This window comes from Kitasatospora herbaricolor (genome assembly GCF_030813695.1).
GTDB classification, from domain to species: Bacteria; Actinomycetota; Actinomycetes; order Streptomycetales; family Streptomycetaceae; genus Kitasatospora; species Kitasatospora herbaricolor.
This window is the reverse complement of sequence record NZ_JAUSVA010000002.1, coordinates 1314006-1336889: the sequence shown is the minus strand read 5'-3', so window position 1 is coordinate 1336889 and position 22884 is coordinate 1314006. Positions and strand designations below refer to the sequence as shown.

Sequence of the window (22884 nt, the reverse complement as noted above, 5' to 3'; positions counted from 1 at the left end):
GGCAGTTCGTCCGGACGGTCCTCCTCACCGGATTCCGCAGCAGGGCCGGCGCGCTGCCCAGCCGGTGCCGGTCCTCGCCTCCGGTCGCGCCGTGAGCGCGCCTTCGCCGCGACGGTCCCGCACACCGCTGCCGCGCAGACCTCGTCCCCGGCCGGTTCGCCGGCCCTTCCCGTCACCCGATCCGAGCCATCGAGGCCCGCATGAGCACCGCAGCACACCTGTTGGCCGACACCCCCGCACAGCTGCTCCCCGCCCGGGAGCTGATGGCGTTCACCCTGGCGTCCCACATCATGCTGGTGCCCTTCGGTGTGGCCCTGCCGTTCATCACACTGCTCATGCACCACCGCGGTCTGCGGAGGGCCGACCCGACCGCCATGCTGCTGGCCCGTCGGTGGTCGGCCGTGATGGCCGTGCAGTTCGCCGTCGGCATCGTCACCGGCACGGTGCTCTCGTTGGAGTTCGGCCTGCTGTGGCCCGGCATGATGGGCCGCTGGGGTGACGTCTTCGGCCTCGGCTTCGGGGTCGAGGGGTGGGCGTTCTTCCTGGAGGCGATCCTGATCGCCATCTACCTCTACGGCTGGCGCAGGCTGAAGCCCTGGACGCACTTCTGGCTGGGCGTGCCGCTGCCGCTCACGGCGCTGATGGGCGCGTTCGGCATCATCGCCGCCAACTCCTGGATGAACACCCCGCAGGGCTTCACCCTCGACTCCTCCGGCAGGCCGGTGGACGTCAGCGTGCAACAGGCGATCTTCACCCCCATGTTCGGCCCGCAGTACTGGCACTTCGTGGTGGCGATGTTCCTCACCGCCGGCTACGTGGTGGCCGGCGTCTACGCGGTCGGCTGGCTGCGCGGCCGCCGTGACCGCTACCACCGCCTCGGCTTCACCGTGCCGTTCACCGTCGCGGCGATCCTCACCCCCGTGCAGTTCGTGCTCGGTGACAACATCGCGCGGCAGATCTTCCACAAACAGCCGATCAAGTTCGCGGCAGCCGAGCTGGTCTGGGACACCGACACCCACGTGCCGGAGTACCTGTTCGGGCGCCTGCAGGAGGACGGTACTGTCAAGGGCGGCCTCAAGATCCCCCAACTCGACTCCATCCTCGCCGGGTTCACGCCGGACACACAGGTCACCGGGCTGAGTTCGGTGGCCGCCGCCGACCGCCCCACGGCCACCCAGGCGACCATCACCCACTGGGCCTTCGACATCATGGCGACCATCGGGAGCGTCCTGATCCTGCTGGCGCTCTGGTACGCCTGGTGCTGGTGGCGCCGCCGCGACCTGCCGAAGTCCCGGTGGTTCTTCCGCTGCGCCGCCGTAGCCGGCGTCGCCAGCGTGATCACGGTGGAATGCGGCTGGATCACCACCGAGGTCGGCCGCCAGCCCTGGATCGTCTACCAGAACATGCGCGTCTCCGAGGCCGTCACCCCCACCGGCGCCGCCTCCCTGTGGACCATGTTCGGCATCGTCGTCACGGTCTACGTGCTCGTCCTCGGTTCCTTCCTCGCGGTGCTCCTCAAGATGCGCACCCGCTGGCGCCTCGCCGACGCGGGCTCCGCCCGGGCCCAGGCCGAGGGCCCGGAGACGGACACCCCCTACGGCCCACGTCCGGAACCGGCCGCCACCGCCGGCCCGGGCGAGCACCGAGCACCCGGGAGCGACCTGTGACCGCCACCGTCGTCGCCTGGATCCTGCTGCTCGCGGTCGCCGCCTACGCCTGCGGCGGCGGCGTCGACTACGGCGCCGGGTTCTGGGACCTCCTCGCCGGCGGCGCCGAGCGCGGAAAGCGCCCGCGCTGGCTGGTCGACCACGCCATGGCCCCCGTCTGGGAGGTCAACAACGTCTGGCTGATCTTCACCCTGGTCGTCATGTGGACCGGCTTCCCGCTCTTCTTCCAGACCGTCTTCACCGCGCTCTGGCTCCCGCTCGCGCTCGCGGCCGTCGGCATGGTGCTGCGCGGCGCGGGTTTCGCGCTGCGCAAACCCACCAGGCGCCTCGCGGCACGCCGGATCTACGGCGCCGTGTTCGCCGTCTCGTCGCTGCTCACCCCGTTCTTCCTGGGCACGGTCATCGGCGGGGTGGCCTCCGGACGGGTCTCGCCCGGCACCACCGCCTCGGCCGACGCCTGGGCCAACACCACGTCGATCATGGCCGGCCTGATCACCGTCGCCGCCACCGCCTTCCTGGGCGCGGTCTTCCTCACGGTGGACGCCCGCCGTTTCGAGGCCCACGACCTCGTCGGCTACTTCCGGCTCCGCGCCTGGATCGCGGCCGCCGTGCTGCTGGCCCTGGGGGTGATCGGCCTGGTCGTGACCGACCCGCACGCGAGCTACGTCCATCACGGGCTCACCCACGGCGCCGGACTGGCTCTCGTCATCGCCGCCGTGGTGGCCCTCGCGCTTTCGGCGTGGCTGGTCGCCGGCCCGGCCGCCGGCTGGGCGCGGTACAGCTCGGTGGCCGTCGTGGCACTGCTGGTCGCCGCCTGGGGCTTCGCCCAGCGGCCCTACCTGGTACCCACCTCGCTGACCGTCCAGCAGGGCGCGGGGGCTGACGCACCGCTCCAGTGGATGCTCGTCGTCGCCGCCGTCGCCCTCGTGTTCATCGGCCCGGCCCTCGTCGTCCTCTACCGCCTCGACACCCATGGCGTGCTGGAGCCCCTCACCGACGAGGACGTGGCCGAATGACCGCCGACCACGGCGAGCGGCGAGCATGGTTCCCGAGCTTCTGCTGATCGGCGGCACCCCCTCTACCGCCGTGCCGGCGTCCAAGATCGCCCGCGGTGCCGGCCTGACCGCCTACGGCGTGCACCGCCGCCGCCGTATCGGTCGCCCACCCGCCCGGGTCGCCCGGGCCGGACGGTGTGTCCCCGTCCGGACCGCCGCGGGCCTCGCCGTCCTGCTCCAGCCCTGTTCGTGTCCCTCCGGCCGGACAGCCGGAGCATCTGCCAACCCGTCACCCAGGACGGCCTCGACGAAGGGAAGGCCATGACATCGAGTCAGATCCTGCTCGGCACCTCGCTGATCGTGGCCCTGGCCGTCGGGTCCCAGCTGGTGGCGAGCCTGCTGCGGGTCCCGGCGATCCTCCTCCTGCTGCCGGCCGGTTTCGTCGCCGGTACGCTGACCGACGTCGTCAATCCCGAGAAGCTGCTGGGCCCCGCGTTCTCCCCCCTGGTCTCCCTCGCCGTCGCGGTCATCCTCTACGACGCGGGACTCGGACTCGACCTTCGCCACCTCAAGGGCCACACCCGCAGGGTCGTGGTCCGGCTGATCTGGCTCGGGGCGCTGGTCACCTGGGTGTCGGCGGCCCTGCTCGCCGTCCCCGTCGTCGGCATGTCGCTGAGCGCCGCCGTGATGCTGGGCGCGATCCTCGTCGTCAGCGGACCGACCGTCGTCGGGCCGCTGCTCGGATTCGTCCGTCCGACCGAACGACTGCAACGAGTCCTCGTCTGGGAGGGGTCCCTGATCGACCCGATCGGCGGCATCCTCGGGGCCCTCGTCTTCCACGGCGTCCTGGCCGGCGGACAGCACGGCTTCGCCGGCCAGCTCGGCAAGTTCTGCGGCAGCGCGGCCGTCGGGCTGGCCGGCGGCGCCGTCGGGGCGGCACTCCTCTGGCTGCTGCTGCGCCGCCTCACCCTCGACGAGGTCCTCGGCACCACGGTCCAACTCGCCTCCGTGGTCGCGGTGGCAGGAGTCTGTGACGCCTTCCGGGACGACACCGGGCTGATCGCCGCCGTCGTCATGGGGATGGCCCTGGCCAACCTTCCGGGGCTGGACATCCCGGCCCGCCGGCCCTTCTTCGAGACGCTGGTCTCGCTGATCATCGGCCTGCTGTTCATCTCCATCTCGGCCACCGTCACCCCGCAGTCCCTGCGTCACGTGGCACTGCCCGCCCTGGTCCTGGTCGCCGCCCTCGTCCTGGTGGTCAGGCCCCTGGTGGCGCTGCTCTCCACCGCCCGGACCGACGTCCCCTTCCGGGAACGCTGGTTCATCGGCTGGATGGCGCCGCGCGGCATCGTCGCCGCGGCCACCGCCTCCACCTTCTCCGTCTCCCTCGTCCAGGCCGGCATCGGCGGCGCGCAGAAGATCCTTCCGGCCACCTTCGTGGTGATCGTCGCCACCGTGATGGTGTACGGCCTGACGGCGCTCCCGGTCGCCCGGCGTCTGGGGGTGCGCCGCTCGGCGCGCTCGCGCCCGCTGCTGGTCGGCGGCGACCCCTGGGTGGTCGAGCTGGGCCGCGCCCTGCGCTCGGCGGGCCTGGACGTCCTCATGTGGGCCGGCCTCGACCGCCAGCGACGCAGCATCACCGACGCCGGTCTGGCCCTGGCTCCCGGCGAACTGCTCGCCGCCGCCAGCGGTGCGGGCGCCGAACTGGAGGGCATCACGGATGTCCTGCTGCTCACGGACGAGGACGATTTCAACGCCCTCGCCTTCATGACGCTCAAGGAGACGGTGGAAGGGCCCGTCCACCGCCTGGCGCCTCCCACCCGCAGCCACGGCGTGGTCGCCCCCTACACGGGCAGCGAGGCGCTGTTCGGCCAGGGTCTCAACCGGCCCGAACTGGCCCACCGGTACGCCCACGGAGCCCGCATCGTCACCCACCGGGTCGACGGGGGCATCCCGGCCGGACACGAGGTGCTGTTCGTGGTACGGCCGGACGGACAGCTCACCGCGGCCACCGAGACCGGCGCGCCGACGGCCGGCGCCGGCGACACCGCCATCCTGCTGACGCCCTCGGCCGGTTCCCTGGAGTAGCCCTTGCCGACGCGTGGGCGGCTCGGGCCGAATCCGCTCAGCGGAGGCGTTCGGCGATGTGGTCGCCGACGCGCATGGCGTTGGCGATCGCGGTGAGGGACGGGTTCACGGCGCCGATGCTCGGGAAGAAGCTGGTGTCCACGACGTAGAGGTTGTCGAGGTCGTGGGCCTTGCAGTGGACGTCGAGGGCCGAGGTCCGCGGGTCGGTGCCGAAGCGGACGGTGCCGGCCTGGTGGGCGGTGGCGCCGATCGGCATGCCCTTGTGCAGGTAGAGACTGTGCGGCAGCAGGTGGTGCGGGTGCATGCCGAGCTTGCCGAGCATGCCCCGCAGCTTGTGCTGCAGCCGCTTCAGCCCCTCGATGTTGTTCTTCTCGTCCAGCGCCAGGTGGATGTCGCCGTTGTCGTCGAGCGTGACGCGGTTGCCCGGCTGGGGGAGGTCCTCGCCGCAGAGCCAGAAGTCGACGGCGTGGTGGGCGAGGACCTCGAACGGCATGTCGGGGGAGGCGAGTCCGGCCCAGCGGGGTGCCTCGCCCTTGATCTGGTCGGAGTCCGACTTGCCGAGCATCTGGATGCCGCCGAGCGGGAACTCCCAGTCGTCCGCCCCGAGGTACCAGTCGTTCAGCGCCAGGGTCTTCTGGAACTGGGTGTCGTTCGGCTCCTCGGACACCGCCATCAGCGCCAGGTTGTTGTGCCGCATGTAGTTGCGGCCGACCGTGTCGGAGCTGTTGGCCAGCCCGCGGGGGTGCTGCTCGTTCGCCGAACGCAGCAGCAGTGCGGCGGAGTTGACCGCACCGCAGGCGACCACGACGACATCACCGCGGAAGCGTGCCGCGGAGCCGTCCTCCAGCTCGGCGACCACCGCGGTCACGGTGCGGCCACCGTCGTCCGTCTCCAGCTTCCGGACGTTGGCGCCGGTGACCATGCTGACGTTGTCGTGCTCCAACGCCGGCTCGACGCAGATCACCTGGGAATCGGACTTCGCACGGACGAGACAGGGGAATCCGTCGACCCGGTTGCAGCGGATGCAGACGCTCTCGTGGGTCGCACCGCCCTTGGCGTCCTGGGTGAGATTGACGCCGATCGGCAGGTGGAACGGGTGCAGGCCGTGCTTCTCCAGGTCGTCGCTGAGCTGTTGGATCCGTGGCTCGTGCTGGACGGGCGGGTACGCGTACTGGGCGCTGACCGGGCCCTCGCCCGGGTCCTCGCCGTGGTGTCCGTGGACGAGGTAGAGGTGCTCGGCCTGGGTGTAGTAGGGCTCCAGGTCCTCGTAGCGGATCGGCCAGGCGGGGGAGAGACCGCCGTGGTGGCGGATCTCGCCGAAGTCCTCGGGGCGCAGGCGGAAGAGCGCGGCTCCGTAGAACTTGGTGTTCCCGCCGACGTAGTAGTTGACCTCCGGCGGGAACCGGTCGCCGTGCTTGTCGTACCAGAATTCCGGGGCGCGGTACTTGCCCTTGACGAAGACCGCGGTGGACTCCCAGTTGTCGCGCTCCCGGGGGAGGTAGCCGCCGCGTTCCAGGATCAGGATCCGCTTGCCGGTGGGCGCGAGCCGGTGCGCGAGAGTGCCGCCGCCCGCGCCGGTGCCGATGATGATGACGTCGTAGTGCTGGTCGTCGGCCATGTCGGCCACCTCGATGTCGTCGGAGATGTCGTCGGATGGGGGTTCTGGCGGTGGCTCGTCGGGTCAGAGGACCGCGATCGGGTTGACGGGAGATCCGGTCGCGCGGGGGAGTCGCAGCGGGGCGATCACGCACAGGAACGACCACCGGCCCTCCCGTTCGCAGAGCGGTGCCAGGTCCTCGAACTGGAGGTAGTCGAGGAGGTGGAGGCCGAGCGCGTGGATCGCCAGGACGTGAACCGGGAAGTCCACGCCGTCGGTGACGGTGGGGGCGGTGTCGTTGTTGCCGTCGCCGCCGAGGACCGCGACGCGGCGCTCGGCGAGGAACTCCACGGCGGTGGGGTGCAGTCCGGCCCTGCTGTGCGCCGCGTCCCACGGGCCCTTCTCGATCCGCCTGCGCCGGTGGCCGACCCGGACGAACAGCAGGTCGCCCTCGCCGGCCCGGACGTCCTGCGCCGCCTCGGCGGCGAGCAGGTCCTCGGCGGTCACGTGGTCACCGGGCTCCAGCCAGGGCACGCCGCGCAGGCGCGGGATGTCGAGCAGGACGCCCCGGCCCACGATCCCGTCGCGCGCCACCTCCACCGAGAGCGCGGTGGCGCCTTCCGGGGTGACGGTGGTGGCGGGGACGCCGCCGTACAGGGTGCCGTCGTAGACCACGTGGCACAGGGCGTCCAGGTGGCTGTCGGCGTCGCCGTGCACGTTCATGCCGAAGCGGTCCGTGGCGAAGTGCAGCCCGTGGGCATGCTCCTCGTCCTCGGGCGGCCCGGTCGGCGTGTGGGCGGCAGGCTGCGGATTGTCGGCCGCGCGCGCGGTCTCGACCGCCGCGGCCATCGTCACCGTCAGGCCGAGGCGCACTTCGCGCGCCGCGGCCCGGACGTGTTCCGGGGTGATGGTGTCCAACGCGCCCCGGGCGCCGCCGACGGAGGCGTGCCGCAACTGCCGGTACAGGGCCGTGAACTCGTCATGGCTCTGGCGTAAGGGGCGGCCCCGTTGATGGTGCGCTCGCATGAACAGCTCCTCGGGCCGGGTCAGCCGGACTGCCGGTCCAGCGCCTCGTCGAGGGTGCTGGCGGCCATGATGAGCGACAGGTGGGTGAACGCCTGCGGGAAGTTGCCCAGTTGCTCGCCGCTCGGGCCGACCTCCTCGGCGAAGAGGCCGACGTGGTTGGCGTAGGTGTGCATCTTCTCGAAGGTGTAGCGGGCCGGGCGCAGGCGCCCGGCGCGGGCCAGGGCGTCGACGTAGAGGAAGGTGCAGAGGGAGAACGTGCCCTCGGAGCCGCGCAGTCCGTCGGGGGAGGCGGCCGGGTCGTACCGGTAGACCAGGCTGTCGGAGACCAGGGTGCGGTCCATGGCGTCCAGGGTGGACAGCCAGGACGGGTCCCGGGGGGCGACGAAGCCGACCCGGGGCATCAGCAGCAGTGAGGCGTCCAGGACGGGGTCCCCGCCGTAGTGCTGGACGTAGGCCTGCTTGTCCTCGCTCCATCCGCGGTCCATGACCTGCAGCAGGACGGTGTCGCGGGCCTTCTTCCAGCGGTCGGTGTCGGCGGGCCGGCGGAAGTCCTCGGCCAGCCTCAGCCCGCGGTCGAAGGCGGCCCAGCACATGACCCGGCTGTAGGTGAAGTCCTGGCGGCCGCCGCGGGTCTCCCAGATGCCCTCGTCGGGGCGGTCCCAGGAGTCGGCCAGCCAGTCCAGGGTCCGGGAGAGCACCTTCCACCCCCGGAAGCCGGCCTGGCTGGCGATCTCGCGGCCTTCGGACAGCGCGTAGAGGGCCTCGCCGTAGATGTCCAGCTGCAACTGGTCGGCGGCCGCGTTGCCCAGCCGCACGGGCGCGGAACCCCGGTACCCCTCCAGGTGGCCGAGGATCTCCTCGGTCAACAGCGGTTCGCCGTCGACCCGGTACATGATCTGCAGGGGTTCGCCGTCCTTGCCGGCGGACTCGCGCAGCCGGCCCCCGAGCCAGTGGGTGAAGTCGGTCGCCTCCTCGACGAAACCGAGGTCGAGCAGGGCACGGACGGAGAGCGAGCCGTCACGCACCCAGGTGTAGCGGTAGTCCCAGTTGCGCTCGCCGCCGACCTGCTCGGGCAGGCCCATGGTCGCCGCGGCCACCGGCGCGCCGGTGGGGGCGTAGGTGAGGAGCTTGAGGGTGATGGCGGAGCGGTTGACCATGTCGGGCCAGCGGCCGCGGTAGTTGGAGCCGCGGACCCACTTCTGCCAGAAGTCGGCGGCCTCCCAGAGCTGTCGGGTGATGCCGTCGACGGTGGGCGGCGGCGGGGCCTCGCCGTCGGGGTCGCAGACGGTGAGGACGACCGCCGCCTCTTCCCCGATGTTCAGCGTGACGGAGCCGCGCAGGTCGTCGCCGTCCCGCTCGACCGGGAAAGTGCTCCGGAGGTACGCGCGGACACCCGGCGCCTGGAAGACGGCGACATCGGGGCGCAGGTCGAGTGTGTGGGCCGCCCGGCCGTAGTCGAACCGGGGCCGGCACTCCAGGTCGAAGCGGACGGTGCCGCGAACGGTGCGGACCGTCCGGAGCAGGGTGTGCCGGTCGGTCGGGGTGCGGCTGGTGTCGGGCGGCATCCAGTCGATGACCTCGCCCACCCCGTCGGGTGACATGAAGCGGGTGACCAGCAGGGCGGTGTCGGGGTAGTACAGCTGCTTGCAGCTGGCCTCGGGGTCCGCCGACGCGATCCGGAAGTAGCCGCCCCGGTCGTGGTCGAGCAGGGCGGCGAAGATGCTGGGGGAGTCGAAGCGGGGCGCGGCGAACCAGTCGACGACGCCCCGCGAGGTCACCAGGGCGGCGGTCTGGAGGTCGCCTATGAGGCCGTGCTCGGCGATGGGCGGGTAGCGATCCATGAGCGTCCCAGGGTCGGAGCGATCCTTCGATTTCACTATCGGCCAGGGGAGGCGGACGCGCCTGTTGCGACCGTTGACCGGCGAACCGTGGGTGCGCGCTCCTCGGACGACGCCGAGGAGAGCCGGCCACGTGGCGTCGCGCTGAGGGAACGGCGTGCATCAGCGATCCTGCAGGGACCGGCAGCCGTCGGGACGACGGAAGACACGGAGGTTCAGGATTGGACATGATCCATGTCCGCGCGGTGAGCCCGCCGGATCTCACCGGACGGGTCGTCGGCTTCCTCGCAGGCGAACCGTCGGTCCTGAACCTCATCGTGCAGCCCGGTGCGGCGCGCAACCCGGACGGTGACGCCGTCGTCTGCGACGTGCTGACCGGGGCGGCGAACGACGTCCTGCGGGCTCTGCGCGCGCTGCACCTGGACAGCCGCGGCTCGATCGTCATCGAGCCCGTCGACATGGCGTTCGTCGGTGGGGGAGCCGAGGCCGGCGCACGCAGGCTCGGGGCGCTCACCCGCGCACCCGTCTGGGAGCAGGTCGAGGCCCGGATCCGGGCCGAGGGGACCTACGCGCCGAGTTTCTACCTCTACCTCGTCATCGCCGGGCTCATCGGCGCGGTCGGGATCGTCACCAACTCGCAGATCCTGATCGTCGCGGCCATGGTCGTCGGCCCCGAGTACGGGGCGATCGTCAGCGTCGCACTCGGGATCGACCGGCGTGACGGACAACGGATCCGCGAGGGGCTGCGAGCGTTGCTCGCGGGCTTCCTCCTGGCCGTCGTCGCCACCTTTCTCTTCGCGCTGCTGATCCGCGCGTGCGGCTTCGAGTCGAAGGCGTTCAGGCTCGGCGTGCGGCCGGTCTCGCAACTGATCGACTCCCCCGATTTCTTCTCCTTCGCCGTCGCGGGTCTGGCCGGCGTCGTCGGCGTGGTCTCACTCACCGAGGCGAGGACGAGCGCACTGCTGGGGGTGTTCATCTCCGTCACGACCATCCCGGCCGCCGCGGACATCTCGGTCTCCCTAGCCTTCTCCAGCTGGAGCAAGGCCTGGGGTTCACTCGGCCAGCTCCTGGTCAACATCGTCGTACTGATCGTCGTGGGCACCGGCACGCTCCGCTGCCAGCGGGCGATCTGGCGCCGGGTCGGTGCCCGGCGCGCACCCGCTGTCGGGCCGTAGGAGGGCCCCTCCCACGTTCGGCGCCGCGTTGCCGCCGTCGCCCGGCCGACCAGCAGGACGGTGCGCTCGGCCGGCGCGGTGCCGGGGCCGTCCTGCCGGACCACGCGGTCCTGCGCCCGGACGAAGCCGGGCACGCCGCGCGGCCCCGCAGGTCCGGTCCGGCCCGGGCCGACCCTGGGCCGTCCGGGCGATTCCGGTCGGCCCGCGCGGCGGCGGACGGTCCGGGTCCGCCCGCGGTGCGTGAAGGTGCTGAGGGGGGCCGCCCCCGGGTGAGGACCACGAGGAGCAGGATGGGGACATCGGTGCCGGCGCCGACGGTCGTGGTGGTGATGGGTGTCGCCGCCTCCGGCAAGAGCACCGTGGGGCGGCTGCTCGCGCGCCGCCGGGGCGTGCCGTTCGTGGAGGGCGACGAGCTCCATCCTGCCGAGAACGTCGCGCGGATGGCGGGCGGCGAGTCGCTCGACGACGAGGACCGCAGGCCCTGGCTGCAGGCCCTCGCCGCCCGGATCCGCACCGCGACGCAGGACGGGACGGGCGCGGTGATCTCGTGCTCCGCCCTCAGGTACGCCTACCGGCAGCTCTTTCGCGAGGCCGGGTCCGGTGTGTGGTTCCTCCACCTCGACCTGGACCCCGAGGTCGCGCGGGCCAGGATCGACCGGAGGACCGGGCACTTCATGCCGGCGGCCCTCCTGGGCTCCCAGTTCGACGCGCTGGAACCGCTGCGGCCCGGGGAACCGGGGCTGACGGTCGACGCCGCCGCCGGCCCCGAGGCGGTCCTGGAGACGGCCGAGGCCGCCCTCGCGGACTTCGAGGCCCGGGGCCGGCGCTGAGCCCTGAAGACCTGGAAGCTCCGCACGACCGTCGCCTTCGGGGTGACGGCGCCCACCGCACCTCCTGGCCGGCCCGGGCTGCCTCTGCACCGGCACGCTGGAGGACGACCGCCCGGAGCGCCGCCCGCCCGGTGCAGGCGGACCGGCTCCGGGTCTGCCCACCAAGCTGACAGCCGGGGCCCGCCGCCGTCGTGTCTCCGCTCAGATCTCGGCGCATCCCACCGAGTCGGCCAGTTCCTCGGCGGGGACCGGCCCCGGACACGCCTCGCGGATCAACTCGCGGGCCGCCAGGGCGGTTCTGCGCTGCGCCCCCCGTGAGCGATCTCCGTTTCGGTGTCGTCCTGGGCGGTGCGGGGTGGGGCGGTGCGGGGTTGCCTGCTCGGCCTGGTCGGCGGCGACGTTCCGCCGCAGCTCGGCGGCACCCTGGCAGAGCCCCGGCTGCCGGCCTCCGTCCGCTTGCGGTGCCGCCGGCCGCCCCGGTAGGAGCCGGAGAATACCTCGCCCACGGGAACCGAAAAATCTGTTCTGGCGGGAGTAGACATTGCGCCGTGTCGTGGTTAGTGTTTCTCTCGTAGACGCGGTCCGGCGATGCCCACCGGAGACGATCCGGCGGGCGTGGTCACCGAAGACCGCACAGCGGCACGGTTGTGGGGTTCTGAAGCCAGGCAGGTGCAGGACGGCGACAGGACCGGCGGCCGGGCCAGGTGGCCCGCACTGATCAGGGGTCGCCACCTCGGCGGTACCGCGCTGCACGAAGGTGCGGTACCTGCAGGTGAAGCCGAGTCGAGCGATATCAGCAGTCGCGGGACGCGGTGTCCCGGTGAAGGCGTCGGGCTGCGGCGCGCGTGCCGGGAGGTCCGGGCAGTGGGGTTCCAAGCCAGGGAAAGTGCAGGACGGGCGACGGGGCTGGCTGCCGGACGGGTGACCCCTGTGGGTCGCCGAAGCAGGAAATCGCAGTTCAGCGGTACCCGTGTTGAGAAGAACCAGCAACACCCAGCAGTTCGAAGTCCGGACAGTGCAGACAGAGGATGAACGGAGGGGACAGAGCACCATCAGGATCGCCCGGCCCGTGAGGCATGTTCGTCCGGGCGGACACCGCAGACCCCCCAAGCACGAAGGACGGTGGTTTCCGGTCACGCATACGCGATCCCCGCACGCCCCCTCCCCCGGGGCAGTGCGGACCTGAGGAAGCCGGCTCCGGCCGGCAGATGGTGATGTAACCCTTCGGGGCCCCGGAGCCGCAACGGCTTCGGGGCCCCTCGACGCGTCCCCGAACCAACACAGAAGAGGTGCAGTGACCACGGCAACCAACCGGCCCCACAACCCCGGCTCCAACCCCGACCCAAGCTCGAACTCCCTCGACGACGACGACTACCCCGCCTACACCATGGGCCGCGCCGCCGAGATGACCGGCACCACCGCCGGCTTCCTGCGCGCCCTGGGCGAGCACCGCCTCATCACCCCACTGCGCTCCGACGGCGGCCACCGCCGCTACTCCCGCTACCAACTACGGATCGCGATGCGCGCCCGCGACCTGGTCGACCAGGGCACTCCCATCGAGGCCGCCTGCCGCATCGTCATCCTCGAGGACCAACTCGAAGAGGCCCTGCGCCTCAACGAGCAACTGCGCCGACCGCCGGCCGACGCGCCGCCGCCCGCCGACACCTGACCCCGTTGCCCGGCGGTACCGGTCCGTGGTGCGCCGGGCCTGCGGTCGCTACGGTGGGTTTCAGCCCCGCCGTCGGGCCGTCGGGCCGGCCTCCCGTCCCGCGGGCGCTCCCCCGACCGCCGAGACCCGCAGACGCAAGGAGCACCCGGTGGCCGCTTCGACAGAGCTCGACCCGCCCGTCCTCGACGTCCGCCTCCGGCCGGGAGGCGACGACCTCGTGCTCGACGTGGCCGGCGACCTCGTGCAGGGCACCGGCCCGCTGCTGCACGCCGCCGTCTCGGGCGCCCTCGACGCACACCCCTCCCCGAGGGAGCTGGTGATGGACCTGTCCGAACTCAGGTTCTGCGACTCCGGGGGCCTCAACGCCCTCGTCCGCGCCCACCACCACGCCCGCGCGGCGGGCACCGAACTGCACCTGCTGAACCCGACCACGCCCGTCGCGTTCCTGCTGCACCTCACCGGCGTGGCCCAGGTGCTGCGCGTGAGTCCGAACCCCGCCGCGGCCACCCGGGCGGCGGCGAATGCCCCGTAAGGGGTGAGGCCGCACCGGGGCCCGGAGTCATCGCCCGGGGGCGGGCGCTCCGGTGCTCGACGGGCGTGAGGCGTCGGCGAGGTCGGCGCCGGTGGCGGCGTCGCGCGGGGGGCGGTCGACGCCGTGCCAGTCCAGGCACATGATGGTCGCGTCGTCGTCCAGGTGACCCTGACCGGCGTCGACGATCGCTCCGACGAGGGTGCGGGCGGCCTCGCGGGGATGCAGGGCGCGGGTGCGCACGATCAGGTCCGGCAGGTCGAGACTCTGGGCGTTGCGCTCCAGCATGCCGTCGGTGAGCATCACCAGCCGGTCCCCGGGCCGCAGATCCAGCGACTGGAGCCGGTAGGTGTTGGCGTGGACGCCGAGCCCGAACGGCAGGTCGATCTCCGGAACGATCTCCCGCACCTGCCCGTCCCGCATCCTCAGCGGCCAGGGGTGTCCGGCGTTGACGAACTCGGTCCGGCCGTCGAGGAGACTGATGCGCAGCAGTTGGCCGGTGACGTAGCCCCGGCGGCCGTGTTCCCGTACCGCCTGGTCGGCCTGGCGGGCCTGTTCGGTGAGTCCGGCCCCCGCCCGGCGGGCCCGCCGCAGCGCTCCCACCAGGAGGGTGGCCAGCAGTGCGGCGTCCACGTCGTGGCCCATGGCGTCCGTCACGGAGAGCTGGACGGTGTCCCGGTCGACCACGTAGTCGAAGGTGTCGCCCCCGACGTGGTCGGCGGGCTCCAACGCCCCGGCGACCGCGAACTGTGCCGCCTCGCAGGCCAGCGACGCCGGGAGCAGCCGGTGCTGGATCTCCGCGGCCAGGCTCAGCGGGGTGGTGCGCCGGCCCCACTGGTACACGTCGGTGAAGGACCGGTTCGCGATGACGATGTACGCCAGCGCGTGCGCGGTCTCGCTGATCTCCCGCATCACCTGCGCGCCCGGCGCCGCGGGGAGGAACAGTTCGAGGAGCCCGATGGCGTCCCCGCGGTTGGTCACCGGGGCGAGGACCCGCACGAGCCCGTTCCCGGTGCCGTCCTGCACCTTCGGCTGCTGGGTGCGGATCACGTCGTCGTACAGGGTGCCGCGCAGTGAGATGCGCGGGGCCGGTTCACCGGTCTCGACGCTGCCGGCAGTGCCCAGGCGTACGACCGAGCCGCCGGTGAAGTCGGTGATCAGGAACGAGACGGACGCTGCCCCCAGGTGCTCCCTGAGCATGCGGGCGACCACGTCGAGCGATTCCACGGGCGGTGCGGCCTCCGCGGCCTCCAGCGTCCCCGCGAGTGTCATCGCACTTTCCCGGGCACTTCCTCCGACGGGAGGAGAGGGGTGGTCGCCGTCGGACTCTCCTGCGCTCACTGCGACTCCTCGATGCTCGATGACGCTCGGACTCCGTCCCGGAGGGGGAGGGACCGCCGGGGCGGCACCGGACGCGGCTGCGGGATCCCCGGCCTCGCGGCCGGTCGCGCACCGACCGTCCTGGACAAGGTACGGCCAGGGTTCCGGGTCTCCTGCGCTTCGGCACCGCCGGCGTCCGGTCAGGTGGCTGCCAGGAGGACGGCCGTGTAGTGCGCGGTGAAGGCGGCGATGGTGAGGGCGTGGAAGACCTCGTGGAAGCCGAACCAGCGCGGTGACGGGTCGGGGCGCTTGAGTGCGTAGACGATGCCGCCCGCCGTGTAGAGCAGTCCGCCGGCGATGACGAGGGCGACGACCGTGGTGCCGCCGGTGCGCGCGAAGTCGGGCAGGTAGAGGACGGCTACCCAGCCCAGGGCGAGGTAGGCCGGCGTGTACAGCCATCGGGGAGCCCCCAAGCACAGGGTGCGGAAGGCGATGCCGGCCAGGGCGCCCGTCCACACCACGGCCAGCAGCACCTGCTGCCGGCGGGTGGGCAGCAGCACTACCGCCAGCGGGGTGTAGGTGCCCGCGATGATCAGGAAGATGCTCGCGTGGTCCAGCCGCCGCAGGACCGCCTCCCCGCGGGGGCTCCAGGTCCCGCGGTGGAAGACCGCACTGGTGGCGAACAGCAGGCAGGCCGACAGCGCGTACACCGAGCAGGCCGCTGCTGCCGCACCCGGGCGCGAGAGGCTGATCAGGACGATGCCGCCGGCCAGTGCGAAGGGGAACGTGCCGGCGTGCAGCCAGCCGCGCAGCCTCGGCTTCAGCGCCGCGGCCGCCGGCTCCACCCCGCCCCCCAGGATCCTCGCCTGTCCGGTCTTCAGCCGGCCGGTCGGGCCGGCAGGTGGATCGGCCGCGGGGGCGGCGGGGTTTGCGTCCCGGAGGGGCCGGTACTCCAGTCCCTGAGCCGATTGCTGGGCGTCTTCGGCGATCATGTTCCCACTGTAGGAAGCCGGCGTTCGACTGCGGGCGACGCCACACCCGAACCGCCGGCGCGGACCTCGTCGGCGCGAAGCGGCTGTTCCGGGGCCGATCCCTCGCCGATCGGTGGCGTTCCGCCCCGCTGCACGATTCCTTCGCAATTCACCTGTGCGTGGCCGGAGGGGTCGTCCGTCAACGTCCTGCTCACCGCGGCCCGCCGGGCAGCCGCGACCGGCGCCACCCTGACGGTGGGCCGACCTTCCCCGGAGATGGCGCGGTGGAGGGGGCGATCTGGTGGCGGTCGACACCGTGGCGGGCGCGGGCCGGGTCGGCATCGTGGGGGTTGTGCCGGCTCTCGCCGAAGGAGGCAGGGCGAGCGGCCGCGGATTGGTGGCCCGGTCGCCGGGTGTCCGGGGCCGGCGGTTCACCGCCCTCCGCCGGCCGGCACCACCGGAGCGAGCTGGGGGGGCCTCTATGGGGTCCGTCAAGGAAATGGGCTGCGTTCGTGCGGGCTGGCGGGCAGCATGGCTGGATGCCGGATCTGCTGTGGGATGACGTCAGGAACTTCTTCGACCCTGACCTGATGGGTGCTCTGCCGGATGTGTCCGTGGCCGACACCTCGGTCGATGACTGGCAGGCGGTGTTCGAGCTGGTCCGGTCGAGCGGATGGACATGGGAGTACTCCGAGGGCGGCGTTGCCGGACCGCTGCCCTCGGCGGCGGACGTGTTGGCGCGTCCGGCCGACGCCGAGACGGTCGATCTGCGGGTCTGGCCGGTCCCGGAGGTGTTGGCGATCTTCCGGCCCGGCTCGGCCGACGAGATCGACTTCGATGTCGACCTTCGGGAGTTGCAGGGCCAGGGAGGGGTGGACGTCCTGTGCGGCTTCCTGGGTGCGATCGGGCGCCGGCTGGGCAAGCCCGTGCGGATGGCAGCGGAGGGCGACTGGGGGAACCCGGTACTCGGGTTCGATCCAGCAGCGGACTGCGTAGTGTTGCTGGCAGATCCCCCCGGAGTTCAACTGCTGCCCGCTGCGGGCCGGGACTCGTAGAAGGTGCCGTCGCGGAGCATGGCGAACAGGACGTCGACCCGACGTCTGGCCAGGCAGAGGAGTGCTTGGGTGTGGCGCTTGCCCTGGTTGATCTTCTTGTCGTAATAGGCCCGGGAGGCCGGATCACTGAGCGAGGCGAACGCGGCCAGGAAGAACGCCCGTTTCAGCTGCTTGTTGCCCCGGTGGGACGTTTGTTCGCCGCGTATGGAGGGTCCGGAGCTGCGGGTGGCGGGGGCGAGGCCGGCGTAGGAGGCGAGGTGGGCGGCGGTCGGGAATGCGCTCGCGTCGCCGACGTCGATCAGGATCCGGGCGCCGGTCCTGGTGCCGATGCCGGGCATGGAGGTGAGGATCTTCGAGAGCAGGTGCTCGTCCAGCAGTTCCTGGATTCGCTTCTCCAGGAGCTTGCGCTGGTCCAGGAAGGCTCGCAGTGAGCCGGCCAGGTTCGGCACGATCAGCGCGGCCGCCTCGGTGCCCGGGACGATCACGGTCTGCTCGTCGAGTGCGGTGAGGAGGTCCTCGACCAGGCCCCGCTCGAACATGCGCGGGGCCAAGGGCCGGACGACGGCGATCAGGCGGCGGCGTCCGGCCTTGCGCAGTGCGGCAGGGGAACCGAAACGCTCCAGCAGGGCGAGGACCGCCGCATGGTCGAGGCGCGGTCCCAGCACACGTTCCAGGTGCGGGTGAATCTGGGTGAGGAGGCCGCGCAGCTGGTTGGCGATCCGGGTCGCCTCGCCGGCGAGGTCGTCGTCGAAGCCGACGATCATCTCCAGCTCGGCGATGGTCTCGTCGGTGAGCTCGATGCCATGCAGGGTGTGGGGCATGATGCGTGCGGCGTCGGCGATGACGAAGGCGTCGCGGGCGTCGGTCTTGGCCTCGCCGGGGGAGGTCGGCGATGCGGCGCATCGTCAGGCCGGGCGGGTAGGCAACGCGGCATCCGGCGTCCCGGGCAACCGCGAGCGGCAGGGCACCGATGGAGGCGGGCTGGTCGACCACGACCAGGACGGTGCCGTGCTTGGCGGTGAGCTTGTCCAGCATGGCCCGCATCTTGGGTTCGCTGTTCGGCAGCCGCTTGTCGAAGACCCGCTTGCCAGCCGGGGTCAGGGCGGTCCCGTGGTGCTCGCCTTTGCCGACGTCCAGGCCGAGGAAGACGTCCACATCTCCGGTGTCGATCACGCTGGTCCCTTACGAGGTCGTGCTGTCCCGGCCTCGTTGGCGTGGCACCAGTCGCCGGCATCCACGTTACGAAGAGCCTCCCAGCGAGCTGGTGGTCCTGCCTCTATCAACGGCCTACCGGTGCCTCCGGCCCGGTGACACCACCCCCCGGATCATGCGAACTACAGGGGGGAACAGTCATGCCGAGCCGGAGGCCGGGAGCCCCGTTGCGGGGCCACGAAATAGGTAACGGGGGTGAAGGCGTCCTCTGCGGGGTATGTCCGAGGCATGCTCACCCTCGGCGTGGAGGAGGAGTACCTCCTGCTGGACCCGGTGACCGGTATGCCGGTCGCCCGGGCGGCGCAGGTACGCCGAGCGGCGGATCTCCAGCCGGCGATGGACCAGGGTGAGGTCCAGCGCGAACTCCTCCAGGCACAGCTGGAGATCGCGACTCCGGTCTGCCATGAGCTGGAGGAGGTCGGCGGCCACCTCCTGCGGATGCGCCACGCCCTGGGCCGGGCCGCGGCCCAGGACGGCTGCCTGCTCGCCGCCTGTGCCAGCGCGCCGTTCACCGATCACCTCCCCGTCCCCGTGACGGACACCGCGCGCTACCGGGCCATGCGCAGTGACGCTCCCCGGCTCACCGACGAACAGCTGATCTGCGGCATGCACGTCCACCTCGGCCTCCCCGACCGTGCGACCGGCATCGCGCTGCTGAACGGGCTTCGGCCCTGGCTCCCGCTGCTGGTGGCGCTCGCCGCGAACTCGCCGCTGTCACAGGGCACCGACACCGGTTTCGCCAGCTGGCGCACGCTGGTCTTCGATCGCTGGCCCGTCAGCGGTCCGCCGCCCTCGTTCGAGGGCGCCGACGACTACGACCAACGGACCGGGGCCCTGGTGGAGGACGGGTTGATCCCCGACCTCGGCCAGATCTACTGGCACGTCAGGCTGTCCCGGCGCTTCCCCACCATCGAGATCCGCGCGATGGACGTGCAGCTGCGCCCGGACGAGGCGGTGATGCTCGCCGGCACCGTCCGTGCCCTCGCCACCCGCCTGCTCGGCGACGCGGCCGCCGGGCGTCCGGTGCCCGTGATCCGGCCCGAGACGCTTGACGCTGCCGTGTGGTACGGCGCGCGGCACGGCTGCGGCGGCGAGGTGTTCGACCCGCTCCACGGCGGGCTGCGTGCGCCGGGGGACGCGGCGGCGGCCCTCCAGGAGTTCACCGCCTCCGCGGCCGGGAAGGACGGGCGGCACATCACGCCCGTCCTGGAGCGGATCCTGCGCGAGGGCAACGGCGCGGCGCGTCAGCTGCGCGAACTGCGCCGCGGCGGCCGTGAAGGGCTTGTCCGCATGATCACCGACCAGACCACGGGTGCCTGAACGGGTGCCTCTGGAGCCCGGCGCCGATCACCCCCTCCCGAAGGCCGGCCCCGCACCTGAGGGTGAGTGCTGGGCGTGCGGGCGGCCTGCGCGAGGTGCAGAGTCGTTCGAAGGCCGGGCACCCGTCCCGGCCGTTGCCGAGGAGTCCGCCGTGACCGCTGGGTCGTTCTTCGTGACCGCTGGGTCGTCCTTCCGACCGTCCACCCTGCCGCCCTGGCCGGTGCGGCTGCCCCGCCAGCCCGATCCCCGTCGGGAGAGCACCCGGTGAGCACCGGCGCCGTGTCGGCCCGTCCGCCGACCGGCCGGGCCGAGTCCGTGAGCACCGGAGCCGACGCCGTGGAGCACCGTCGATCCGTGGCCCGGACGTTCACACGGATGGCGGCCTGCGGGGAGCTGGATCTCCCGCTGCCCGGCGGCGGCCTGACCCGCACCCGGTGGGAGGCACTCACCCGCTGGGCGCAGGCCGATCTTTCGTTGGCCCGGCTCGCCGAGGGACACGCGGACGCCGCGGCGATCCTCGCGGAACTCCGGGCGCTGCGCGTCCAGGGTGCGCAGGATCTGCCCTCGGGCGGGGAGGGGGCTCGCTGGGGCGTCTGGGCGGCGGAGCCCCCCGGCTACCGGCTGGAGGCGCGGCAGGTGCCGGGCGGGTGGCTGCTGTCCGGGGTGAAGCCGTTCTGCTCGGGTGCCCGGGTCTGCACGCACGCGCTGGTGACCGCGCGCGAAGGGGAGCGGCGACGCCTGTTCGCCGTGGAGGTCCGGCAGCGCGGCGTCGAACCGCTGCCGGACAGCTGGCCCGGAGCCGGTATGGCGGGCAGCGACACCCTGGACGTGACCTTCGACGACGTCCGGGCAACGCCGGCCGGCGGCCCGGGAGCCTATCCGGAGCGCCCGGGGTTCCACCACGGCGGTATCGGCGTCGCCGCGTGCTGGTACGGCGGCGCCCGCGCGGTGGCCCGCACGCTGCTGGCCGCCTCCCGGACGTGGGAGCTGGACCCGCACGCCCTGGCGCACCTGGGCGCCGTCGACGCCCGGCTGGCCACCGTCGAGGCACTGCTCGACAGCGCCGCCGCGGCCGTGGACGCCGACCCGCACGATCTCGACGGCGCCGCCGGCCTGCGGACGATGCGGGTGCGCGCCGCCGTCGAGCAGGCCGCCGGCGAGATCCTGACCCGGGTCGGCCGGGCCCTGGGCGCCACCCCCCTCGGTCACGACGCCGTCCATTCGCGCGCCGTGGCGGACCTGACCGTCTACCTGCGCCAGCACCATGCCGAACGCGACCTCGCGGCCCTCGGCAAGGCCGCTTCCGCCACCCGGCTTTCCTGGGAGGACAGATGACCGGCCGTCCGGCGCCCGCCCTGCCGGTCCCCGAGCCGCCGCTCCCACCCGCCGACCCGATCCAGGCACCCGGCACCCCGGAGAAGGAGTGGCTCGCCTGGCCCGGGCTGACGGGCCTGCCCGCGGTCGATCCGCTCGGCGCGCTGCCCACCGGGACTGCCCGCTCGCCCCGGGTGCTGATCGTGGCGGCCCATCCCGACGACGAGGTCCTCGGCCTCGGCGGCACGATCGCCCTGCTGGCGGCGTCCGGCGTCCGCCTGCGACTGGTGTCCGTCACCGCCGGGGAGGCCTCGCACCCCCGCAGCCGGGCGCCGTCGGCCCGTGATCTCGCTGCTGTCCGCTCCCGGGAACTGCACCAGGCCCTGGGCCGGTTGGGCGCCGACGTGCAGAGTGTGAGCCTTGGCGTGCCGGACGGGGCGGTCGCCCGCCACGAGCTCGACCTCACCGGACGGCTGGCCGGACTGCTGCGCGACTGCGACCTGTGCGCGGCACCGTTCAGCCGGGACCTGCACCCCGACCACGAGGCCGCCGGCCGCGCCGCCCTGCGCGCGGGCGCCGCCGCGGGCGTGCCGGTGTGGGAGTACCCGGTGTGGGCCTGGCACTGGGCCGTACCCGGCGACGTCCGCCTGCCCTGGCACCGCGCGGCGCGCATCGCGCTGCCGCCCACCGCCCGGGCCCGCAAGCAGGAGGCCTTGGAGTGCTTCCGCAGCCAGACCCAGCCGCTCGGCGACCGGCCGGAGGACGCGCCGATCCTGCCGCCGTCGGAACTCGCGCACTTCCGACGCGACTTCGAGGTGGTCTGGCGATGACCGCGCCCGGGATCAGGGCGACGGACGGGGCCGGCGCCGGGCGCGGGGGCGGGAGCACACCGGGGGAGTACTTCGCCCGGATGTACGCGGACCGGCCCGACCCGTGGCAGCTCGCCCGCCGCTGGTACGAACAACGCAAGTACGCCCTCACCCTGGCGGCCCTTCCCGCCCCGGAGTACCGCAGCGCGTTCGAGCCCGGCTGCTCGGTCGGCGTCCTGTCCGCCCTGCTCGCCGGCCGCTGCCGGGCAATGCTCTCCTGCGACCGGGAGGAACGCGCCCTCGCCCAGGCCCGCCCACGTCTCGCGCACCTGCCGCACGTGCGCATCGAGCACCGCGTGCTGCCCGCGGACTGGCCCGCGCCCGGCGAGCGCTTCGACCTCGTCGTCCTGTCCGAGCTGCTGTACTACTTCACCGCCGCCGAGGTGGCCGCCCTCCTCGACCTCGCGGTGCGTTCACTCGACCCGGGCGGAACCCTGCTGCTCGTCCACTGGCGCCACGAGGTCGCCGAGCACGCGTCGAGCGCCGACGCCGTCCACCGGCAGGCCCGCGCCCACCCGGCCCTGGTGCGGATCGCCGGCCACACCGAACCGGACTTCCTGCTCGACGTGTTCATCCGCCCCGAGCAGGCCGGCACACCCGCCGGACGCCTCTCGGTAGCCGCCCGCGAGGGGCTGACGTGATCCGGTCCCTGGCCGTGGTGGTACCGGCCCGGGACGAGGAGGAGCTGCTCGGGGACTGCCTCGACGCCCTGCGCCGGGCCGCCGCGCATCCACGCGTCCGAGCCCTGCCGGTCCGGGTGGTCGTCGTCGCCGACGCCTGCGTGGACGGCACCGCTGCCGTCGCCCTTCGGCACGGTACGGATCTCCTGGAGCTGAGCGCCGGCAGCGTGGGCGCGGCCCGCGCGGCCGGCAGCCGCCACGCGGTCGGCCTCGCCCTGGCGGCCCGGCCCGGCCTGACGGGCCGCCAGGTGTGGCTGGCCCACACCGACGCGGACTCCCTGGTCCCACCGGGCTGGCTCGCGCAGCAACTGGCCCACGCGGCCGCCGGCTGGCACGCGGTGGTGGGAACCGTCCGGGTCACCGACTGGAGCGGCCACCCGGACGGAACCGCCGACGCCTTCCACCGGCGCTACCGGCGGCACGGCCTCCCCACCGGGCATCCGCACGTCCACGGGGCCAACCTGGCCGTGCGGGCCGACGCGTACCACGCGGCCGGCGGCTTCGACCCGCTGACCGTCGGTGAGGACCGCAACCTGGTGGCCGCCCTGGAGGCCGCCGGCCACCGGGTGAAGCGCACCACCCGGAACCCGGTCACCACCTCCGCGCGGCGCGATCCCCGCGCTCGCGGAGGATTCGGCGACTTCCTCCTGGGCCTCGACAGCCTGCCGGGTTGATCGCCCGGGGGCGCCTTCCCGGCCGGCGTCCAAGCCGGCACCCGCTGCGCCGTCC

Annotated in this window: 18 protein-coding genes and 1 pseudogene; 13 read left to right on the top strand and 6 right to left on the bottom strand. The window is 72.9% G+C overall.

Annotation, left to right across the window (positions count from 1 at the left end; all coding sequences use genetic code 11):
• The first annotated feature begins 200 nt into the window (after nucleotides 1-200).
• From J2S46_RS06255 to J2S46_RS06245, 3 genes are all read left to right on the top strand, one after another.
• Entirely contained in the window at nucleotides 201-1667 is a 1467-nt protein-coding gene (locus tag J2S46_RS06255; protein ID WP_191294703.1) for a cytochrome ubiquinol oxidase subunit I, read from the top strand.
• Entirely contained in the window at nucleotides 1664-2683 is a 1020-nt protein-coding gene (locus J2S46_RS06250; protein ID WP_191294704.1) for a cytochrome d ubiquinol oxidase subunit II, read from the top strand. Before J2S46_RS06255 ends, J2S46_RS06250 begins: the two co-directional genes overlap by 4 nt.
• 300 nt (nucleotides 2684-2983) lie before the next feature.
• Nucleotides 2984-4750: a cation:proton antiporter gene (locus J2S46_RS06245; protein ID WP_191294705.1), complete on the top strand. Its 1767-nt coding sequence runs from the start codon at nucleotides 2984-2986 to the stop codon at nucleotides 4748-4750.
• A 37-nt stretch (nucleotides 4751-4787) separates the two neighbouring features.
• Here J2S46_RS06245 and J2S46_RS06240 read toward each other — a convergent pair whose 3' ends face one another.
• The 3 genes from J2S46_RS06240 to J2S46_RS06230 form a co-directional block, all read right to left on the bottom strand.
• On the bottom strand, nucleotides 4788-6368 hold the full coding sequence (locus J2S46_RS06240) for a GMC oxidoreductase (RefSeq protein ID WP_191294706.1): 1581 nt from the start codon (nucleotides 6366-6368) through the stop codon (nucleotides 4788-4790).
• A 63-nt stretch (nucleotides 6369-6431) separates the two neighbouring features.
• Complete coding sequence (locus J2S46_RS06235; RefSeq protein ID WP_191294707.1) at nucleotides 6432-7373, bottom strand: cyclase family protein; 942 nt, start codon at nucleotides 7371-7373, stop codon at nucleotides 6432-6434.
• Nucleotides 7374-7393: 20 nt separating this feature from the next.
• Nucleotides 7394-9214, bottom strand: a complete 1821-nt coding sequence (locus tag J2S46_RS06230; RefSeq protein WP_307348993.1) for a glycoside hydrolase family 15 protein — start codon at nucleotides 9212-9214, stop codon at nucleotides 7394-7396.
• Nucleotides 9215-9432: 218 nt separating this feature from the next.
• On the opposite strand from J2S46_RS06230, the gene J2S46_RS06225 reads away from it, so the two are divergent.
• The 4 genes from J2S46_RS06225 to J2S46_RS06210 all read left to right on the top strand — a co-directional run bounded on the left by J2S46_RS06225 (nucleotide 9433) and on the right by J2S46_RS06210 (nucleotide 13417).
• Entirely contained in the window at nucleotides 9433-10386 is a 954-nt protein-coding gene (locus tag J2S46_RS06225; RefSeq protein WP_191294709.1) for a DUF389 domain-containing protein, read from the top strand.
• Between the two features lie 290 nt (nucleotides 10387-10676).
• Nucleotides 10677-11216 (top strand): gluconokinase, encoded by a 540-nt coding sequence (locus J2S46_RS06220; RefSeq protein ID WP_191294710.1) that lies wholly within the window; start codon nucleotides 10677-10679, stop codon nucleotides 11214-11216.
• A gap of 1387 nt (nucleotides 11217-12603) precedes the next feature.
• Nucleotides 12604-12885: a MerR family transcriptional regulator gene (locus tag J2S46_RS06215; RefSeq protein ID WP_079198414.1), complete on the top strand. Its 282-nt coding sequence runs from the start codon at nucleotides 12604-12606 to the stop codon at nucleotides 12883-12885.
• A 148-nt stretch (nucleotides 12886-13033) separates the two neighbouring features.
• The gene (locus tag J2S46_RS06210; protein WP_307348990.1) at nucleotides 13034-13417 is read left to right on the top strand and encodes an STAS domain-containing protein; all 384 of its coding nucleotides are present in this window, start codon (nucleotides 13034-13036) and stop codon (nucleotides 13415-13417) included.
• Between the two features lie 27 nt (nucleotides 13418-13444).
• Here the strand turns inward: J2S46_RS06210 and J2S46_RS06205 are convergent, their stop codons facing one another.
• Both J2S46_RS06205 and trhA read right to left on the bottom strand, forming a co-directional pair.
• Nucleotides 13445-14686 (bottom strand): PP2C family protein-serine/threonine phosphatase, encoded by a 1242-nt coding sequence (locus J2S46_RS06205; RefSeq protein ID WP_191294271.1) that lies wholly within the window; start codon nucleotides 14684-14686, stop codon nucleotides 13445-13447.
• Between the two features lie 248 nt (nucleotides 14687-14934).
• Nucleotides 14935-15726 carry a PAQR family membrane homeostasis protein TrhA gene (gene trhA, locus J2S46_RS06200; RefSeq protein ID WP_191294272.1) on the bottom strand — a complete coding sequence of 264 codons (792 nt, stop codon included), beginning with the start codon at nucleotides 15724-15726 and terminating at the stop codon, nucleotides 14935-14937.
• 518 nt (nucleotides 15727-16244) lie between these two features.
• On the opposite strand from trhA, the gene J2S46_RS06195 reads away from it, so the two are divergent.
• Entirely contained in the window at nucleotides 16245-16760 is a 516-nt protein-coding gene (locus J2S46_RS06195) for a hypothetical protein (protein WP_191294273.1), read from the top strand.
• Here J2S46_RS06195 and J2S46_RS06190 read toward each other — a convergent pair.
• A pseudogene (locus J2S46_RS06190) lies at nucleotides 16727-17933 on the bottom strand (IS110 family RNA-guided transposase). The gene J2S46_RS06195 and the pseudogene J2S46_RS06190 overlap by 34 nt on opposite strands.
• Before the next feature lie 267 nt (nucleotides 17934-18200).
• Between J2S46_RS06190 and J2S46_RS06185 the strand changes: the two are divergent.
• The 5 genes from J2S46_RS06185 to J2S46_RS06165 all read left to right on the top strand — a co-directional run bounded on the left by J2S46_RS06185 (nucleotide 18201) and on the right by J2S46_RS06165 (nucleotide 22829).
• Entirely contained in the window at nucleotides 18201-19292 is a 1092-nt protein-coding gene (locus tag J2S46_RS06185) for a carboxylate-amine ligase (RefSeq protein ID WP_191294274.1), read from the top strand.
• A gap of 264 nt (nucleotides 19293-19556) precedes the next feature.
• A complete protein-coding gene (locus J2S46_RS06180; protein ID WP_229913360.1) occupies nucleotides 19557-20627 on the top strand; it encodes an acyl-CoA dehydrogenase family protein in 1071 nt (356 codons plus the stop codon).
• Nucleotides 20624-21436 carry a PIG-L deacetylase family protein gene (locus J2S46_RS06175; RefSeq protein WP_191294275.1) on the top strand — a complete coding sequence of 271 codons (813 nt, stop codon included), beginning with the start codon at nucleotides 20624-20626 and terminating at the stop codon, nucleotides 21434-21436. Before J2S46_RS06180 ends, J2S46_RS06175 begins: the two co-directional genes overlap by 4 nt.
• Nucleotides 21433-22116, top strand: a complete 684-nt coding sequence (locus tag J2S46_RS06170; protein WP_229913361.1) for a class I SAM-dependent DNA methyltransferase — start codon at nucleotides 21433-21435, stop codon at nucleotides 22114-22116. Before J2S46_RS06175 ends, J2S46_RS06170 begins: the two co-directional genes overlap by 4 nt.
• A complete protein-coding gene (locus J2S46_RS06165) occupies nucleotides 22113-22829 on the top strand; it encodes a glycosyltransferase (protein WP_191294276.1) in 717 nt (238 codons plus the stop codon). Before J2S46_RS06170 ends, J2S46_RS06165 begins: the two co-directional genes overlap by 4 nt.
• The last annotated feature ends 55 nt before the right edge of the window (nucleotides 22830-22884 follow it).

Coding starts and splice junctions, on each gene's coding strand:
- J2S46_RS06255 (WP_191294703.1), top strand. CDS start 201: ATGAGCACCGCAGCACACCTGTTGGCCGACACCCCCGCACAGCTGCTC.
- J2S46_RS06245 (WP_191294705.1), top strand. CDS start 2,984: ATGACATCGAGTCAGATCCTGCTCGGCACCTCGCTGATCGTGGCCCTG.
- J2S46_RS06240 (WP_191294706.1), bottom strand. CDS start 6,368: ATGGCCGACGACCAGCACTACGACGTCATCATCATCGGCACCGGCGCG.
- J2S46_RS06235 (WP_191294707.1), bottom strand. CDS start 7,373: ATGCGAGCGCACCATCAACGGGGCCGCCCCTTACGCCAGAGCCATGAC.
- J2S46_RS06230 (WP_307348993.1), bottom strand. CDS start 9,214: ATGGATCGCTACCCGCCCATCGCCGAGCACGGCCTCATAGGCGACCTC.
- J2S46_RS06220 (WP_191294710.1), top strand. CDS start 10,677: ATGGGGACATCGGTGCCGGCGCCGACGGTCGTGGTGGTGATGGGTGTC.
- J2S46_RS06215 (WP_079198414.1), top strand. CDS start 12,604: ATGGGCCGCGCCGCCGAGATGACCGGCACCACCGCCGGCTTCCTGCGC.
- J2S46_RS06205 (WP_191294271.1), bottom strand. CDS start 14,686: ATGACACTCGCGGGGACGCTGGAGGCCGCGGAGGCCGCACCGCCCGTG.
- trhA (WP_191294272.1), bottom strand. CDS start 15,726: ATGATCGCCGAAGACGCCCAGCAATCGGCTCAGGGACTGGAGTACCGG.
- J2S46_RS06195 (WP_191294273.1), top strand. CDS start 16,245: ATGCCGGATCTGCTGTGGGATGACGTCAGGAACTTCTTCGACCCTGAC.
- J2S46_RS06185 (WP_191294274.1), top strand. CDS start 18,201: ATGCTCACCCTCGGCGTGGAGGAGGAGTACCTCCTGCTGGACCCGGTG.
- J2S46_RS06175 (WP_191294275.1), top strand. CDS start 20,624: ATGACCGGCCGTCCGGCGCCCGCCCTGCCGGTCCCCGAGCCGCCGCTC.
- J2S46_RS06170 (WP_229913361.1), top strand. CDS start 21,433: ATGACCGCGCCCGGGATCAGGGCGACGGACGGGGCCGGCGCCGGGCGC.